19 protein-coding genes are annotated in these 16,276 nt (G+C 40.9%); 1 reads left to right on the forward strand and 18 read right to left on the reverse strand.

Annotation, left to right across the window (positions count from 1 at the left end; translation table 11 throughout):
• Positions 1 to 210: 210 nt before the first annotated feature.
• On the reverse strand, positions 211 to 858 hold the full coding sequence (locus tag FTU95_RS11980; RefSeq protein ID WP_159516153.1) for an HAD family hydrolase: 648 nt from the start codon (positions 856 to 858) through the stop codon (positions 211 to 213).
• Positions 859 to 956: 98 nt separating this feature from the next.
• Here FTU95_RS11980 and FTU95_RS11985 point away from each other — a divergent pair, with 98 nt between their 5' ends.
• Positions 957 to 1,724 (forward strand): hydroxymethylpyrimidine/phosphomethylpyrimidine kinase, encoded by a 768-nt coding sequence (locus tag FTU95_RS11985; RefSeq protein ID WP_100357951.1) that lies wholly within the window; start codon positions 957 to 959, stop codon positions 1,722 to 1,724.
• Positions 1,725 to 1,800: 76 nt separating this feature from the next.
• Here FTU95_RS11985 and FTU95_RS11990 read toward each other — a convergent pair whose 3' ends face one another.
• The 17 genes from FTU95_RS11990 to acnD form a co-directional block, all read right to left on the reverse strand.
• On the reverse strand, positions 1,801 to 2,856 hold the full coding sequence (locus tag FTU95_RS11990; protein ID WP_180078669.1) for a DUF1176 domain-containing protein: 1,056 nt from the start codon (positions 2,854 to 2,856) through the stop codon (positions 1,801 to 1,803).
• Positions 2,857 to 2,859: 3 nt separating this feature from the next.
• Entirely contained in the window at positions 2,860 to 3,207 is a 348-nt protein-coding gene (locus tag FTU95_RS11995) for a hypothetical protein (RefSeq protein ID WP_244783343.1), read from the reverse strand.
• 32 nt (positions 3,208 to 3,239) lie between these two features.
• Complete coding sequence (locus FTU95_RS12000; protein ID WP_180078624.1) at positions 3,240 to 3,680, reverse strand: nuclear transport factor 2 family protein; 441 nt, start codon at positions 3,678 to 3,680, stop codon at positions 3,240 to 3,242.
• A 487-nt stretch (positions 3,681 to 4,167) separates the two neighbouring features.
• Positions 4,168 to 4,533: a 5-carboxymethyl-2-hydroxymuconate Delta-isomerase gene (locus tag FTU95_RS12005; protein WP_180078627.1), complete on the reverse strand. Its 366-nt coding sequence runs from the start codon at positions 4,531 to 4,533 to the stop codon at positions 4,168 to 4,170.
• Positions 4,534 to 4,657: 124 nt separating this feature from the next.
• Positions 4,658 to 4,996, reverse strand: coding sequence for a zinc ribbon domain-containing protein YjdM (locus FTU95_RS12010; RefSeq protein WP_005097964.1), 339 nt, complete (start codon positions 4,994 to 4,996; stop codon positions 4,658 to 4,660).
• A gap of 122 nt (positions 4,997 to 5,118) precedes the next feature.
• A complete protein-coding gene (locus FTU95_RS12015; protein WP_005169565.1) occupies positions 5,119 to 5,565 on the reverse strand; it encodes an SRPBCC domain-containing protein in 447 nt (148 codons plus the stop codon).
• 234 nt (positions 5,566 to 5,799) lie between these two features.
• On the reverse strand, positions 5,800 to 6,189 hold the full coding sequence (locus FTU95_RS12020; RefSeq protein WP_005097967.1) for a ribonuclease E inhibitor RraB: 390 nt from the start codon (positions 6,187 to 6,189) through the stop codon (positions 5,800 to 5,802).
• 259 nt (positions 6,190 to 6,448) lie between these two features.
• Complete coding sequence (locus tag FTU95_RS12025; RefSeq protein WP_005169563.1) at positions 6,449 to 7,381, reverse strand: DUF4041 domain-containing protein; 933 nt, start codon at positions 7,379 to 7,381, stop codon at positions 6,449 to 6,451.
• A gap of 586 nt (positions 7,382 to 7,967) precedes the next feature.
• Positions 7,968 to 8,633 (reverse strand): pseudouridine synthase, encoded by a 666-nt coding sequence (locus FTU95_RS12030; protein ID WP_100535368.1) that lies wholly within the window; start codon positions 8,631 to 8,633, stop codon positions 7,968 to 7,970.
• A gap of 83 nt (positions 8,634 to 8,716) precedes the next feature.
• Complete coding sequence (locus FTU95_RS12035; RefSeq protein ID WP_180078629.1) at positions 8,717 to 9,430, reverse strand: SIMPL domain-containing protein; 714 nt, start codon at positions 9,428 to 9,430, stop codon at positions 8,717 to 8,719.
• Between the two features lie 97 nt (positions 9,431 to 9,527).
• Positions 9,528 to 9,776: a DUF6868 family protein gene (locus FTU95_RS12040; RefSeq protein WP_180078631.1), complete on the reverse strand. Its 249-nt coding sequence runs from the start codon at positions 9,774 to 9,776 to the stop codon at positions 9,528 to 9,530.
• Positions 9,777 to 10,311: 535 nt separating this feature from the next.
• Positions 10,312 to 10,572, reverse strand: a complete 261-nt coding sequence (locus tag FTU95_RS12045) for a hypothetical protein (protein ID WP_180078633.1) — start codon at positions 10,570 to 10,572, stop codon at positions 10,312 to 10,314.
• 113 nt (positions 10,573 to 10,685) lie between these two features.
• Complete coding sequence (locus FTU95_RS12050; RefSeq protein ID WP_180075569.1) at positions 10,686 to 10,907, reverse strand: hypothetical protein; 222 nt, start codon at positions 10,905 to 10,907, stop codon at positions 10,686 to 10,688.
• A gap of 150 nt (positions 10,908 to 11,057) precedes the next feature.
• Positions 11,058 to 11,435: a hypothetical protein gene (locus FTU95_RS12055; RefSeq protein WP_005169548.1), complete on the reverse strand. Its 378-nt coding sequence runs from the start codon at positions 11,433 to 11,435 to the stop codon at positions 11,058 to 11,060.
• 272 nt (positions 11,436 to 11,707) lie between these two features.
• Entirely contained in the window at positions 11,708 to 11,851 is a 144-nt protein-coding gene (locus FTU95_RS12060; RefSeq protein ID WP_004645925.1) for a zinc ribbon-containing protein, read from the reverse strand.
• 108 nt (positions 11,852 to 11,959) lie between these two features.
• Complete coding sequence (locus FTU95_RS12065; protein ID WP_180078635.1) at positions 11,960 to 13,393, reverse strand: tetratricopeptide repeat protein; 1,434 nt, start codon at positions 13,391 to 13,393, stop codon at positions 11,960 to 11,962.
• Between the two features lie 80 nt (positions 13,394 to 13,473).
• Positions 13,474 to 16,092, reverse strand: a complete 2,619-nt coding sequence (gene acnD / locus FTU95_RS12070) for a Fe/S-dependent 2-methylisocitrate dehydratase AcnD (protein ID WP_180078637.1) — start codon at positions 16,090 to 16,092, stop codon at positions 13,474 to 13,476.
• Between the last annotated feature and the right edge of the window lie 184 nt (positions 16,093 to 16,276).

Below are 16,276 nucleotides of genomic sequence, written 5' to 3' on the forward strand. Positions count from 1 at the left end.
TCTTGAATTTTCTGCCAGATATCATCGGTAAGAAGTGTGCGTGCCATTGAAAGTGTAGAAATAAAAATAACTCAAAGGAGGATTTTAAGTATTTAAAACCAATTCTTCAAATGAGGACACACCCTAGTTATTAACAAATTCAATTAAAAAACCCCTCAAAAAATAATTTTTTAAGGGGTTTAAAATAAATTTAACCACAAAAATAAATATTTATTTTAAATAATCTAATAAGTCATCAAAGTTTTCTATTTTATATTCAGGTTGTGCACGTTGTAATTCATCTGCACTGCCATAGCCATATGTAACTGCAATAGATTTGATTCCATTGCGGTGTGCACCCAAAATATCGTATTCACGGTCACCGACCATGATGCAGCCCTCGGCCTTTAAATGTTGCTGTTCTAAAATATACTGAATCAGCTCACCTTTATTGGTTCTGTCACCATTGAGTTCGCTGCCATAAATTTCAGTAAAATACTGAGCCAGATCAAAATGCTCTAAAATCTGTTTGGCATAAACCGTCGGTTTTGCCGTAGCGACAAACAAACGATAACCACGGCGTTTCAGTTCTGCCAACGTTTCTGCCACACCCTCGAAAACGTGATTTTCATATAGGCCTTTCACTGCAAAACGTTCGCGATAAGCCATCAACGCCTGCTCAGCCAGAATATGATCGGTCTCGATATTTAAAAGTTTGGCCAGCGAGGCTTTTAAGGGAGGACCGATAATCCAGTCGATATTGATCTCATCGCTAATCGGATGACCCACCTTTTCCAGACCGTAACGCGCAGACGTGGTGATCCCCACTTTAGGATCAGTTAATGTCCCATCCAGATCAATTAAAATATTCTTAATCACAGCCCATCCCCTCTCATCAGCACCGATATAAATTAATATCGAGAGTTCATTCAAATTTGCCTATACTAATGTAATTTTAGTGAATGAAGGACATCATTTTGCGCCCTACCGTACTTTGCTTTTCCGGTTTAGACCCTTCAGGTGGAGCCGGTCTTCAGGCAGATATTGAAGCCATTGGTCAAAGTGGTGCACATGCAGCAATTGCCTGCACAGCCCTCACCATTCAAAATTCACAGCAGGTTTTTGGTTTTGAAGCGACATCTAAAGAGCTGCTGCTGGCTCAGGCCAATGCCGTGGTGAATGACCTGCCAATTCGCTGTATTAAATCTGGCATGTTAGGCACCACAGAGAATATCGCAGCACTGGCGGAGTTTTTGACTGCACATTCGGACTATCTGTATGTACTCGATCCTGTTCTGGTGGCAAATAGTGGCGGTTCATTGGGCAATCAGGCGACACTGGTCAAAGCATTTACCCAACTGATTCCATTGGCTACCCTTCTAACTCCGAATACGGTTGAACTGCGTGCTTTAACAGGTGAAGAAGACCTACAGCTGGCCACTCAAAAACTATTTGATATGGGTGCACAAGCAGTTCTGGTTAAAGGCGGTCATGAAGATACGCCGGATTATATTCAGAACAGTCTGTATATCGCGGGCAAGTTGATTAATGAGACCCGCTGTCCACGTCTGGAGGGTGAATATCATGGTTCGGGTTGTTCACTGGCCAGCTTTATCGCCGGGCGTCTGGCCATGGGTGATCAACTCAAAACGGCGGTACAGCATGCAGAAACCTGGTTGTTTGGGGTATTAAAAATTGCCGACATCCCTGTTCCGAATGGTCAGAGAATTCCAAAGCGCTTCTAAGATAATATTTTTTTAAATTCAAAAGCCTGAATGATTCAGGCTTTTTTTATAGCGTTTATTTTTATGCAGGATATGACTATTTAAGGGGAATGACTTTGCTCACATAAGTCGGCAAATTCCAGGCACCGCCAGCAAAGCCCTTGCATTGTACGGTTAGGCTACTAAAACTTTTGACAAATGCTTTATCATCCCATGCCCATTCGTCCTGACTCAGACAATCACCCAAACCACGTACTTTATGCCCGGAAAATATCTGGCCTTGGCTAAAGGTTTCTCCGGAGGTGGTCACCAGTTGTCTCGGTTGCTTGTTTTGATCTATCAGCCAAAAACCGCTGCCCATATTATAGGCTCCACGCCAGCAAGGGATCTGAATCAGCTGATTTTGAGCATTGATGGGATAAATCGTCATGACATCATCCGACATAAAATGTTGGCTAAACAGCAAATCACATTGATCTTCGTTAGTGGTTGCTTGCAGTTTCCGAATCATCTGCTGACCCGCCGCCGTATTCAGTTTCGCTTGAGTGATCTTGCCTGACTGATATTTGGGTATCACAATTTGCGGGATCGCTGCAGCTTTAAGCACCGCTTGACTGGATTTTTTTCCAGGCTTGATCAAGGCTGAGGGCGTGGAGAGGCGGCGCTGAAATTCATCCATCTTGAGCAAAACGGCACTGGCTCCGGCTGTTGACAAAGTCCAGCGTGATTGTGCATTCTTAAATATCACTGGATCCGTGCCTTGAACTGCTTTTAATAAGGCTTGTGTTTGTGTACGACTCAGTTGACCTATCCCTTGCTGATCTAAACGAATGACACCATAGGGCTTGCCCGCGATTTGTAACTGAAGCTGAGCTGTCGATGCTGCAGCTTGCAGAGGTAAAATTTGGACTTTTGCTTGTACCGCACTGGTCGTTCCTGCTGCGCGTGTTAATAAAGCCGAAACTGGTCGATCAATCTCCTGATCCGACTGATAACCTGAAGCGCGGCAGGTGCCGGTATTGTCGCAGGCCATTTCCCAATCTTTATGTGAAAAATGCAGCCCCTGAATGGCAGCAAGACTTAATGAGCTGATACTGGCCAGACCAAATGCGACACTCATGGTTTTGATGCTGTATTTCCATTGTTGTTTCATCATTTAGTCCTTATTTAAAATGCTTGCCGAGGTGGCTGACTGCATCTCTTTACCATTCAGCAAAATCAGCACCATGAACAAAAACACAATCCCGATCATGGCCAGTGGATTCAGAATTGTATTTAGCCAGTCCAGTGCGGCTTCTTCACTCGAAGGTTTCAGGTCGACCACTTTGACATTCTGCACATTTGGATTCCTCGCTTCCTGCTTCGGGGTATCGATCGAATTTTCTAGCCTGTCAAAGGTCTGAATTGCACCGTCCCACATCCCGGCTCCCTGACAATAGGCTTTGAGTATATTCAGTTTTTGCTGAATGGTGTCCTGATAAAGCATGCCTGTAATCATTTGCAAAGATATTGCACTTAATTTTTTAAGCTTATGACTTAACTGACGCTTTTGATCCTGCGCATCTTACGGGCTTCTAGCTGTACCGGTACTGAGGTATATTGATGCAACAATTGCCATCGTCCCTGCTGCTTGCTGAGACACATACTGACCCGGCACCAGCCCAACTGGAAAATCGGCTCAATTACCGCATAATTCACCCGAACATAGCCATCGGCCAAGGCTAAATCAGTGCTCACATGAATATTGACCTCTTGACGCTCTATCCGGATTCCTTCAGGTATAAAAGGCCGATATTGCAGCCAGAGCGCCTGATAGGCATCTATGCCTTTTATTTCAGTACTGACATCGACCAGACGGATATCTGGCCGGCATAATTGAATAATATCCTGGATCTCCAGACTGCATATGGCATGGTCCCATTGCTGAAGAAATGCCATGACTTCCTGACTCAGTTGTTCATCCCCAAAAACCTGCATAAAGTCCCCCTCAATCAGGTATTCAGACCTGAAATCGGAATTAAAATTGTCCCCAATTTCTGGTCTTTTGCTTTTCTTATTTTGATTATGCTCAAGCACTATAATTGCTTGGCTATCCCCTTTGTGTTATTCACTGCAATTCATCTGAATATTATTTAAAACATTATTTTGATTTCAATCTTTAAGTTAAGTCCAAAACTTCATGCAATCTGCATAGACATACCACATTACAGCCCTATCAATCTTTATTTTTATTTAAATCAGGAATAGAGAGTTATCTGAACCCACTTTAAGACTTCTGCGGTATTATTGTAAATGATCAAAAATGTCATTTATAAAAAAAATATGTTTATATTTTAATAAGATGAAATGAATTTAGGAATAGTATTCATGTTCGGTCGTCTGATTTATTTTAGACTGAGCAATTGTAAAGAGTTTAAATACAACTCTTAAGCTGTCGCGATGCCACACAGCTAAAAGCCAGAATTTAAATCGTGACTTTGCTATAGGTCTGCTTTGGCATTTCAATAATTTCGACACAGAGCTGAATTTTTAATTCGGGCTGTGGAGCAATAGATTGCTGCATCACCTCAAGCACCAATGCAGAAATCGCCTGACGCACTTCGACACTACGTCCACTCAATAGTGAGACTTTGGCATGTGCATAGGCCTGATCTGTCTGTGGACTCAGTCCAATCACATAATCCTGCTGCATAATTGCACGACTTTTTAAATCATCGGGATCGGTGACATAGCCTGCATTGAACAATGCCTGATGCATGGCTAGCAAGAGCGGCTGAGTCTGGAGCAGATATTGAAGATTGTCAGAATATTCCAGATGCAGATGTGGCATACGAGTGATCTCGAATCAAAAACGTGAGGATTGGGACTATATAAAAAATAAACGCTGAATTTTAGCAATGAGACGATTTATCCACCGTCTCATGTCCAGTTAAAATTCTAGTCTGATGCCAGATTTAAGCTTTCTTTACATATTCAGATTTTAGCTTCATCGGGCCCATTCCCTCGATTTTACAATCGATATCATGACCATCAGCAGCATCGGGCAATAGGCGGATACTTTTGACTTTGGTACCCACTTTCACCACTGAAGATGAACCTTTGATTTTCAGGTCTTTAATCACCGTCACGCTATCGCCGTCCGCCAGCACATTGCCATGAGCATCCTTAATGATCACTTGTTCTTCAGTAATTTCGCCTTCTTTCCACTCATGTGCACATTCAGGGCAGATCAGTAGATCGCCATCTGCATAGGTATATTCAGATTGGCATTTTGGACAGTTTGGCAGACCCATAAGAACCTCGAAAAAGAGAAAAATTAAATAAATGAAACAAATAAGATCACAGTATAGCATCTTTGCAGAGATGCGCTTTTGAACAGGAGTTTCGTTGAAGGCCAGCTCATAATCATCAAGCATTAATTATCCGGGATATGCGGATTCACCAGCAAGGAAAGTAGCTGGAATGATTCCTGCCAACTTAAGTGACATACCGCAGGCGGCACTAAATCGGGATAGCCGACCTGAATAATATGCAGGCCTGTACCGACTGAAACCTTTTCAAAGATCACAGTGACTTCTATTTCACCTTGCAGATCTGGTGTCGAAAACTGATCGGTATAACGCAGTAACTGATTGGGAATCACCTCATGATAAATCCCATGAAAATGGTGCTGGGTACCAGTGGAAAAATTGGTAAAGGTGGTTTTATAGCTGCCGCCGGGTTTGACTTCCGCATGTTCTACCTTGGCAATAAAACCATGTGGTGCCAACCATTTTGCCAGGGCATCCGGGTGAACAAAAGCACGATACACCCGCTCCGGAGGTGCACTAAACACTCGATGCATTTTTAGGGTGTAACTCATTTTGCCTAGTCCCTTATTGTTATTATGTATTTTTATTGAGGGATATTGCCCTTCTCTTGTATAGACTGACCAGACCAAGCTGAGCATCCATAGAACTGATTTTACGCAATCCTCAATCTGGTATATATAATGACTATGTATCTGTATTAAAGTCCTGACATTCCGATATAACTAAATATAAAGGATAAAAAAACCCGGCAGCACCGGGGTTTTTTTATTTAAATACAGGCACAATCAGCTATTACGTAGACTGCTTTCTTCTTCATCCAGCTCATCATCATAGACATAGGCCATGCAGCCCCAACCATCATATTCACCCTGAAATTCTGCAGCGATTTTGCTGAACCACTGTTCCAGATCCACAATATCCTCGTAGGTTGGTTCCATATAGACATAAATCGTGATAATCCATTCCAGGGTCGCGCTTTCTTCATCCTGAAACAGGCTGATTTTTTGTTCTTCCTTTAAGAGATACAAGGCACAACGATCTGCCTGCTCTTCATCACTAAACACCAGCGAAAATTCGATTTCATGTGCTTCTTGCAGGTCGTCGCCATCCTGATGCATTTGCCACAGTACATTGCCATTTTCATCGTCAGGGAATTGATTGTAATCACGTGACATAGAAGTATCCTTATTATGATGCTGTTTTATTCTGCATCTAAGATTAGCTGATTTTTAGACAATTATCGAGATCCGGACAAAAAATATTATCTTTTAACCATAAATAAACATATGATTTTTATAAATATAAAAATTATCTGTCAAATGGGTATTTCTTAAATATTTACAGCCTATCACGTCCGGGAATATCGATCTTTCGCTAAAACCCTATTCGTTATCAGCTACCATCAAGACTTAGTGCGCTTGATGCCTATCAAAACTATACGGTCTCTGGATGCCGGCCTTCTTGCTTCATGTGCACAACCAGCGCAGCAAACTTTAATTCCTCTAAACGTAAATCCAGATAGGATGACTGAATCGTGGCCTGACTCAGTTGCTGTCCGGTATAATTCAGCAGGACATAATCATCCCTTAAGGCTTGCAACATCTGTCCCAAATTTTCTCTGTTTAATTGAGCAAGATATAAATCTGCCTTGCTATTAAAGGCCAAACTAAAGATTTCAATGATACTTCTACGGCGGCTGTCATCGATATAATTACAACTGGCGATCTGCTGTGTTGCTATGGCCTGCTGAATTTTTTCACGTACATCGAGCAGATGCCGAGCCGCATCCGTTTCACTATATCCTGCGATCAGCTGTTGTAAAAGTTGCGGTACTGGCAGACATAAACCGTAATGCTTGGCCTGGATTTTATGTTCCAGGGCATTCACTACGTCCTCTAAGTGCTGCTGTTGCTTGGCCTGTTGATAATAACCCGCTAAACTTTTTCTGGCCTGCTGTTTAACTTCGACTAAGGCTTTCGCTTGAAACTGGGCGAGATAGTCTTTCACGCTTTCAATATAAGCCTTGAGATCATCAATCATGATCGAAGCATCCAGTTTGGTCACTTCAACAAAATTTTCGGCCTGCAAAGTCCGGTTGATAATATATTGTTCGATATCACAGATATCCTGATATTTTTTATATTTATTCAGCTCAGTCGTTAAACTGCCATGCTGTACCCGCAGTTGGGTCACGTCATAATTCAGTTCATCGACTTGAGCGTCATAATCTGCCAGTCTGCTGCGTGAATGATCCAGATTTTCCTGTAAAAACTGGATATTGCTGCGTAATGAAGTCTGGATCTTCAAGCTCCAGAGCAAGGCACATAATAAAATACTCGCGAGAACGAAAAAAGCCATACTGAGCATTGTTCTGTCCTTTAACCCCGGGCATTGCCCTAAAACATCAAATTAAAAATTTATTATAAAGTACTGGTTAATTTTGCATCACTTTGACCAGATAATCAAAGCCATTAATCGCCACTAAGTCGTTCATTCATTTTATTTTTCTATAATTTTTTATGTGCAAGTCATACATCATGAATTGATTTGCAGCTTAAATCAAAACGATCCTGAAACAGCTAACGGTATTTTTTATATCAAAGGATATAATTTAAAAGTTTAAAATTAATGACAGTAAAATTAAAAAAACCAATAGAAATAAAGATATCAAACTTATAAAAGCAGATAAAGACAATAAAAATTCCTAAACTCATCATCAAGATATGCAGCCAGCATTCACCGGTATGTTCTACATCGACAGAAGATTGGGCAATGCATAAGTATTAGATTTCAAATAAAAAACATGAAAAACTGTTAATTTTCAGAGCATTGACTGAAATAAATTCTCACACTTTTTAATTCAGGCAGCCCATTTTAAATGGCAAATACCATTTTGAATGATTACACAAAATAGAACTAATTTGACCGGATACCATCGTTTTCATAATCCACATCAAAACGGGACTACGACTTCAATCTCAACCGGAACACCACTCAGCGGCTGGCTAAAAGCCAGATAATTGGCATGCAAAGCCATACGATTTAAAGGACTGCGCTGTGGTTCTGGATGATAGATTTTATCGCCAGTAATGGGATGACCCAGATACAGCATATGTACTCGCAACTGATGAGAACGGCCGGTGATGGGCGTGAGTAAAACCCGACTAATGTCTTGCTGGGGCAAATATTCTATTGCCCGATATAAGGTTTTGGCAGTTTTGCCCAGTTCATAATGCACCATCTGACGCGGACGGTTTTCCCAGTCGGTCATCAAAGGCACTTCGACGCTGCCCTGACCTTCAAGTTTGCCTTGTACCAGTGCGACATAATTTTTATGCACGGTACGTGCCTGAAACATTTTACTCACCGCCACTTCTGCATCACGGTGTTTGGCAAACATCAAAATACCTGAAGTGGCCATATCCAGACGATGGGTGATTTTAGCCTGCGGATACTGGTCCAGAACCCGCAAATAAGCACTGTCATGATGTTCAGCTAAACGCCCGGGAACCGACAATAATCCGGCCGGCTTTTCAATCACCACCAGATCATCATCTTCATAAACAATATGCAACGGTTCTTGCGGTGGGCAATAGACAAAGTCGGGGTTGATGGGCATTTTAGGAATACAGCATCTGGAACAATGTGCGCAAAATAACAAGCTGTATTTAACCTGTCAATCACCGCGCATAGCCAGATAAATTAATCTGCCAGATAATAATCCACCGTCGAAACTACACGGACTTTCTTCAAATAGGGGGTATTGCTGTCGCGATCTTCGATACTAAACATGCCCTGATTGGCGGACTTGATTTTCCCCAGACTGCTTTTTGAATCTGCGGCAAATTTTTCTGCCACACTGCGGGCATTTTCGGTGGCTTGTTCAATCATCGCCGGCTTAATGTCATTCAACTTGGTAAATAAATATTCGGTTCTTTGTCCGGAATCATCTCCAGCAAAGGCAATGCCTTTTCTACCCAAAGCCACCAGACGGCTTTGTGCCTTGCGTACTGCATCGATGTTGTGGGTATAGACGGTAATGGTCTGACTGGCAGTATAGCGCAGTGCGACATTGGCATCACCGCCGTATTGCTGGGCGTATTTATCGGTAATACTCGGTGAGGCACTGGTGATCTCTTCGGCACTAAAACCTTCATTTTTTAGAAAAGTCTGAATTTCCTGGGTATTGCTTTGCATGGTGTCATATAACTCGGCCAGATCCTGACTACCAGCGTTAAAGCGGATCGGCCACACTGCTACATCCGCCTTGACTTCACGTTCTGACAAGCCTTTGACCGAAACAATACGTTCATACTGTTTAATTTTCAGGGCACTATTGCCTAGAATCCAGCCAGCAAGCATCATCCCTAAAGCAATCAAGGCACCCAAAATCAGTGCCGGTTTGACTTGATTCATCTGCATCCACTCCTTTGAAATCCTGTTTTAATTGTTATTTAACTAGACTAATCCCAAGCTATTTTTTGTCATTAAAAAATGCAGTTCAGAATCGCGCTTAACTTTGTTTGATCAAATAGATTGCAATTAAAGGCGCCAGGTTAAACAGCAAAATTCCAATTTTATACAGCGCCATACCCGAATAATGAATCACATCGAAGCTGGCTTCAGACAGCCGGAACCATTTTCCGTGCACTTGTTTCATCCAGTTTCGGGCAAATACAAAAACTGTGAACCAGAGCATAAGAATGACGTAATTGATGAGCAAGGAAAATAGCAGAAAACGACACCAAATATCGAGATTCATCACAATTCCCCACTGGGCGCAGCTGATGCTTTAAAAATAACAGATTTGATCTGGGAAAATGAAGGGCTGATTTGTATCATGCTTGAATTGAATCTTGGTTTAAGCTTTTGATTTATTGTTATTTTAATGATTTATCATATTTGCACTGCTGGAGAATTTTTTAGGGTGTTGGGAAAACGTCTAATGGTTTACTTCAACTATCAATCTTTGTAAGACTTGATCTTATAGCCTATAAACTTGTGGTCTATAGCGTCCTAAGCCGGATCGAGACCTTTTGGGTTCGTACTGCACTCGCGTTTTGCGCCGCTCACAGCATGCTACTCTTTCCGATCCCATCACACCCTTGAGAGCTATATTAGGCAAAGATGGACGGGATTAATTTCCTATGTTTTTTTAATTTTTAGATTTTTTGAAAATTTATTTCATTATTAAACTAAATTTAGGGAAATAAATTCTATTATTCACTTTTTACGCTTTTTTATTCTATAAAAATGGCCTTTATTGCAATTTATCTTCAAGACATTATGACTATTTATTAAAACAAAGCAGCCTGAATCCATTGTGCGCTAAACCACCAGATACTGATTGCGGTCATCCCGCAGAGCAGATTGGCCAGAACTTTATTGAGTCTCGTCAGTTCAGAGCTATAGATTTTCAGATTCAGTAAATATGCCATCACGCCGTAGAGCAAACCAATTGCACCTCCAAACAGGATCAGAATTAATGGCCATGCGGAGTAGAAATGGGCTTTTTTATCTAATTTTCCTGATTCGGGTGCGTACTCTGTGATTTCCATATGTGTTTGCCCTCTTTCCAATATGTGCACATGCACTATTTCAAGGCAGATATTTAGCTGTTATTAAATATTTGCCGATTAGGACTTTGATTGAAGCAAGAAGCAGACCAGTTTTAGCGTACAAAAAGCTGACGAGTATGTTGGTTGATATAGGCGTTCAGGCCATCGCCATATCGGGCAAGCTGTTTCATGTTTTCCACATGCTGATCACCGGCACTGCTATAACTGTAGGTATAAACTTTCGAGGTTTTCTTAAATTGCACGCGAATAAATTCGTTACCAATCTCGTAATTGGCAACACCTGAGTCGTGATTAAGATCAAGATAATGTTGCAATTCGGCAGCCTTAAATACGGTGAATCTAGGCTTTTATATGGAGATGATTTGGTTAATTTTCAATCAAAATCAAGGTTCAAAAAAGATGTAAATTTACAAAAAAATATCCCACTCAATGATGGGATATTTTTTTCAATCTAATTGAATTAATTAGCAATTAGGATCAACGACATAGCTTGTCTGGCTAAATTTTTGCCATGCTCCAGTAGCAGCACCATCTACAACCAGAATAGAAATAAGTCCCCAATCCAGGAAAATACCTAATAAAGTTGTTGGATCAAATGTTTTCTGTGGAATAACGGTGTTGGTTTGACAGCCTTGCTTCTCTGCCTTAATCACATAGTTTTCTTTCTTTTTGAAAGTATAGACAGTATTACGCTGTCCCATATATTCTTCATTGACATATAACTTAGCCAATTCATCATTACTACGGATATTCACAGTTTGGGTTGAACCATTAAACATCGTGGCACAGCCTGAAGTAAATAAGATTGCACTGCCTAGTACTAAAGCTGCAAATTTTTTCATTGTTTCACCCCGGAAATATCTAACCTTAATTTAAAAGTGGTTAGCTAATTTTTTAAAGCAGACAAGCTATACCGTTTATATTTAAATTTCAAATAATTTTTTGAATTTATTAGGTTTTACTTTAAATTAATAAGTTTTATAAATATATGATTGGCTTTTTCACCCTGATCTTTTGATTGCTACCTAAAAGGTTAGCTAATAAACAGCAAAAAGCCCTATGGAGTAATAGGGCTTTCATTCAAAACAGAGGGTAACTGTTTGAGTTGTTTTGCTTAGGCATTCTTATTGTTAAATTGATTGCCTTGGCATTTGGTACACGGTGGTAAACGATCAGTACCAATTTCTAAGTAGGTGCGGTGTCCGCATTGAACACAAAAATAGAAGCCTGTTCCGGGTTTTTCGCCAGCAGTAACCATCTTTGTTCTCCATGGTTTTAGAAATGGTCTGTCTAGTATAACCCTCTGGTGATGAATGTCTATTGTCCATTTTTGTAAATGATGATGTCGTTTGGGCTAACCCAAATTTTATGAAATTTGGGTTCTGACAAATTCCTGTAATGATTCCTTTACCTTGATATCTCCATGTAAATAACAACATTTTTTATATTTTTTACCTGATAAACAAGTACATGGATCATTAGGCTTAACTTTTTGGCTTATATTCCTAATCGGCTGCTTTTTGTTTTTATTTGCAGCTTTATCCAAGGCATCTGCAAAGGCTTTAAGCCCTGAAGCTAAGAAACCTTTTAAATCATTAAACTCAATCATGTAATAATTTCGCCCTAAAGCACTTCCTAAATGTATTGATTCTTTTAAATACCGTTCTGCCTTTTCATCATCTTTAGTCAATAAAATGCCTTTATGATATTCCATACCTAATGTTGCTAATGAATCTGGACATCCTAAATCAATTGCCTTTTCTAAGTAGTCTATGGCCAATTCCTTGTCAAAGACACCTGTATCAACATCAGAGTAGTAATAAAATAAAAACCTTAAAGCCATAACATCATCTTTTGCTTGGGCTTCAATCAAATATTTAAGAGAATCCTCATACTTTTTCAATTTGTATAAATAAGCTCCATATAATCCTTGGGCAGGTGAATAGCCTCTAAAAGCAGCAGCTTCCAATCTTTTCCAAGCGATTGAATTGGGGTTTTCTTCTATATCTTGTGTAGTTAAAAGACTATTTGCATATCTATATAGAGCCTCTAAGGCTGCACATTTATTAATAGCTTTTTCTTTATCACCTTTAAAAATATAAATATTTTTATCTAAATCTGCAGAAATTTTACATGCTGCATCATAAAAGTTAATTGCAATTTCATTTAATGAATCAGTATGTGCACTAAATGCTGAACTTACGACTAAACCTTTATCAAATGACTGTTCCTTTATAATTGTTTCACAAGCAACACCTGCTATTAACTTCTTTTTATAATCCAATTCTGTAGTTGCTTGGAACAAAATATCTTTAAATTCTAGCTGCTTAATATTTGTAAGTTGAATATCTTTAATACTTATATAGAGACAACGTTTTAAAATATTTAGAGTATCCACAAAAATTACTATCAGTTTCTGCCTAACCTCATGTGATTTTTGAATAAGCAATTCCTTACTTTTTTCATAAAAATCATTTTCATCTTTATCATATTTGCTATTGCTATTTTTATGCACTCCGCTATTACATAATTTTCTTACTAAATGTAGATTATCTCTCAAATCTTTATTAATAATTTGAATATCATATAATTCTTCAATTTGGTTAAAAATAATTTCTGTATCAAACTCAATTTTTTTACTCTTAGCTATTTCATTGATAGTATTTTCTATAATGAGCCTAAATTTAAGAAGACTATAATCTGGATTATGATTAAGAAATTCTAAAGCTACACAATAATCTTCATATATTTCCTCTGTGAATTCACTCGCTAATTTTAGATCACTAATTTTATGAGACATTTTATAAATTTTAAAATAAAAAAACTTACCCTAAAGTAAGTTTTTTCATAATATATTTCAATAAGTTTTCACTTAAACCATCAATGTACTAGGCCTTCCAAAAAATCCTGTGCAAAGCGCTGCAATACCCCACCTGCTTCATACACATGCACTTCTTCTTCAGTATCCAGACGACAGGTGACTGGCACTTCAATAATCTGGTTTTTACCATCATCGGTTGAACGCTCAATTACTAAAGTTAGTGTCGAACGTGGCGCGATATTACCAATCACGCTATACAGCTCCGTGCCATCCAACTTCAACGTTTTACGATCTGTACCCGGCTTAAACTCAAGCGGCAACACGCCCATACCGACCAGATTGGTACGATGAATACGCTCAAAACCTTCTGCCACAATCGCTTCCACACCAGCCAGACGTACACCTTTCGCTGCCCAGTCACGGCTTGACCCCTGACCATAATCCTTACCGGCAATAATAATCAACGGTTGTTTACGGTTCATGTAGGTTTCAATCGCTTCCCACATCCGCATCACTTCGCCTTCAGGCTCCACACGTGCTTTCGAACCCTGCTTGATGCTGCCATCAGAACGCACCACCATTTCATTAAACAGTTTCGGGTTGGCAAAAGTTGCACGTTGCGTGGTCAGGTGATCACCACGATGCGTTGCATAAGAGTTAAAGTCTTCCTCAGGCACGCCCATTTTTTTCAGGTATTCCCCTGAAGCACTGTCGAGCACAATCGCATTGGATGGTGACAAGTGATCAGTGGTAATGTTATCACCCAGAATCGCCAGCGGGCGCATATTGGCCAAGGTACGCGGTGCAGCGAGGGCACCTTCCCAATACGGCGGACGGCGGATATAGGTACTTTGCGGACGCCAGTGATATAGCGGGCTTGCTGCCTTTTCATTCACACCCAAATCAAACATCGGAATATAGATTTGACGGAACTGTTCCGGCTTCACTGCTTCTTTCACCAGTGCATCAATTTCTTCATCCGATGGCCAGATGTCTTTTAGATAAATCGGGTTGCCCTCTTTGTCATTACCAAGTGAATCCGTTTCGATATCAAAACGAATCGTACCGGCAATCGCATACGCCACCACCAGTGGTGGAGATGCCAGAAAAGCCTGCTTCGCATAAGGATGGATACGGCCATCGAAATTACGGTTGCCCGACAATACCGCTGTGGCATACAGGTCACGGTCAATAATTTCTTGCTGAATTTTTGGATCTAGTGCGCCCGACATGCCGTTACAAGTGGTGCAGGCATAAGCCACGATACCAAAGCCCAGTTTTTCTAAATCTTTGAGTACGCCAGCTTCTTCAAGATATAACGCTGCTGCTTTAGAACCCGGTGCAAAAGATGATTTCACCCAAGGTTTACGGATCAAGCCCAATTCATTGGCCTTACGCGCCAGCAAACCTGCCGCCACAGTATTTCGCGGGTTTGAGGTATTGGTACAAGACGTAATCGCCGCGATAATCACAGCCCCATCCGGTATTAAACCTTCAGCTTCTTGCGCACGTGCAGCATCTAGATTGCCTGCAATGCCTTTTTCTTTTAAGTCAGATGTCGAGACACGAGCATGCGGATTGGATGGGCCAGCAATGTTACGGGTTACTGTTGAAAGATCAAAACGCAATACACGTGGATATTCCGCCTGAGTCATATCCGATGCCCAAAGCCCGATCTCTTTGGCATAAGTTTCGACCAGTTTGACTTGCTCAGGTTCACGGCCGGTCAAAGTCAGATAATCAATCGTGTTCTGATCGATATAGAACATGGCTGCCGTTGCACCATATTCCGGGGTCATATTAGAAATCGTGGCACGATCACCGACTGACATGCTGTCTGCGCCTTCACCGAAGAATTCTAAATATGCGCCAACCACACGTTCCTTACGCAGGAATTCGGTTAATGCCAAGACGATGTCAGTTGCGGTAATGCCCGGCTGACGCTGACCAACAAACTCCACACCGATAATATCTGGCAGACGCATCCACGATGCACGGCCCAGCATCACGTTTTCAGCTTCCAAGCCGCCAACACCAATCGAGATCACGCCCAATGCATCTGTATGTGGCGTATGCGAATCTGTACCGACACAGGTATCCGGGAATGCCAGACCGTCACGGTTTTGAATCACCGGAGACATTTTCTCCAGGTTGATCTGGTGCATGATGCCATTACCGGCAGGAATCACATCGACATTTTCAAAGGCAGTTTTGGTCCATTCAATAAAATGGAAACGATCTTCATTACGACGGTCTTCAATCGCGCGGTTTTTCTCAAAGGCATCCGGATCAAAACCGCCAAATTCCACTGCGAGCGAGTGATCGACAATCAGCTGGGTCGGTACCACTGGATTGACTTTAGAAGGATCACCCCCTTGATCTGCAATCGCATCACGTAAGCCGGCAAGATCGACCAAAGCTGTTTGTCCCAAGATGTCGTGACAGACCACACGTGCCGGATACCATGGAAAATCATGTTCCTGTTTACGCTCAATCAGCTGGCGCAAAGACTGTTCTAAAATGGCAGGATCACAACGACGAACCAGCTGCTCAGCAAGCACTTTGGAGGTATAAGGAAGTTTGGCATATGCGCCTGGCTGAATATCTTCTACGGCCTGACGCACGTCATAATATTCCAGCTGGGTGGATTGCAGCGGTTTACGGTAGTTGTTGTTCATAGCTTGCCTGCCCTCGTTTATTACTCTTTTTTGCACATCAAAATTTATTGATGACTTGTTTTTTAATAAAGGCATTGTACGCTGCCGAAAGTCCATTTCCCAAATCTTATAATTTTCAATAGTTTAATTATAGAAATCGGTCTATTTTAATAAATTTGTTATCTGGCCTTTAGAATTTTGGCTC

The organism is Acinetobacter sp. YH12208 (genome assembly GCF_013418055.1).
GTDB lineage: Bacteria > Pseudomonadota > Gammaproteobacteria > Pseudomonadales > Moraxellaceae > Acinetobacter > Acinetobacter pseudolwoffii.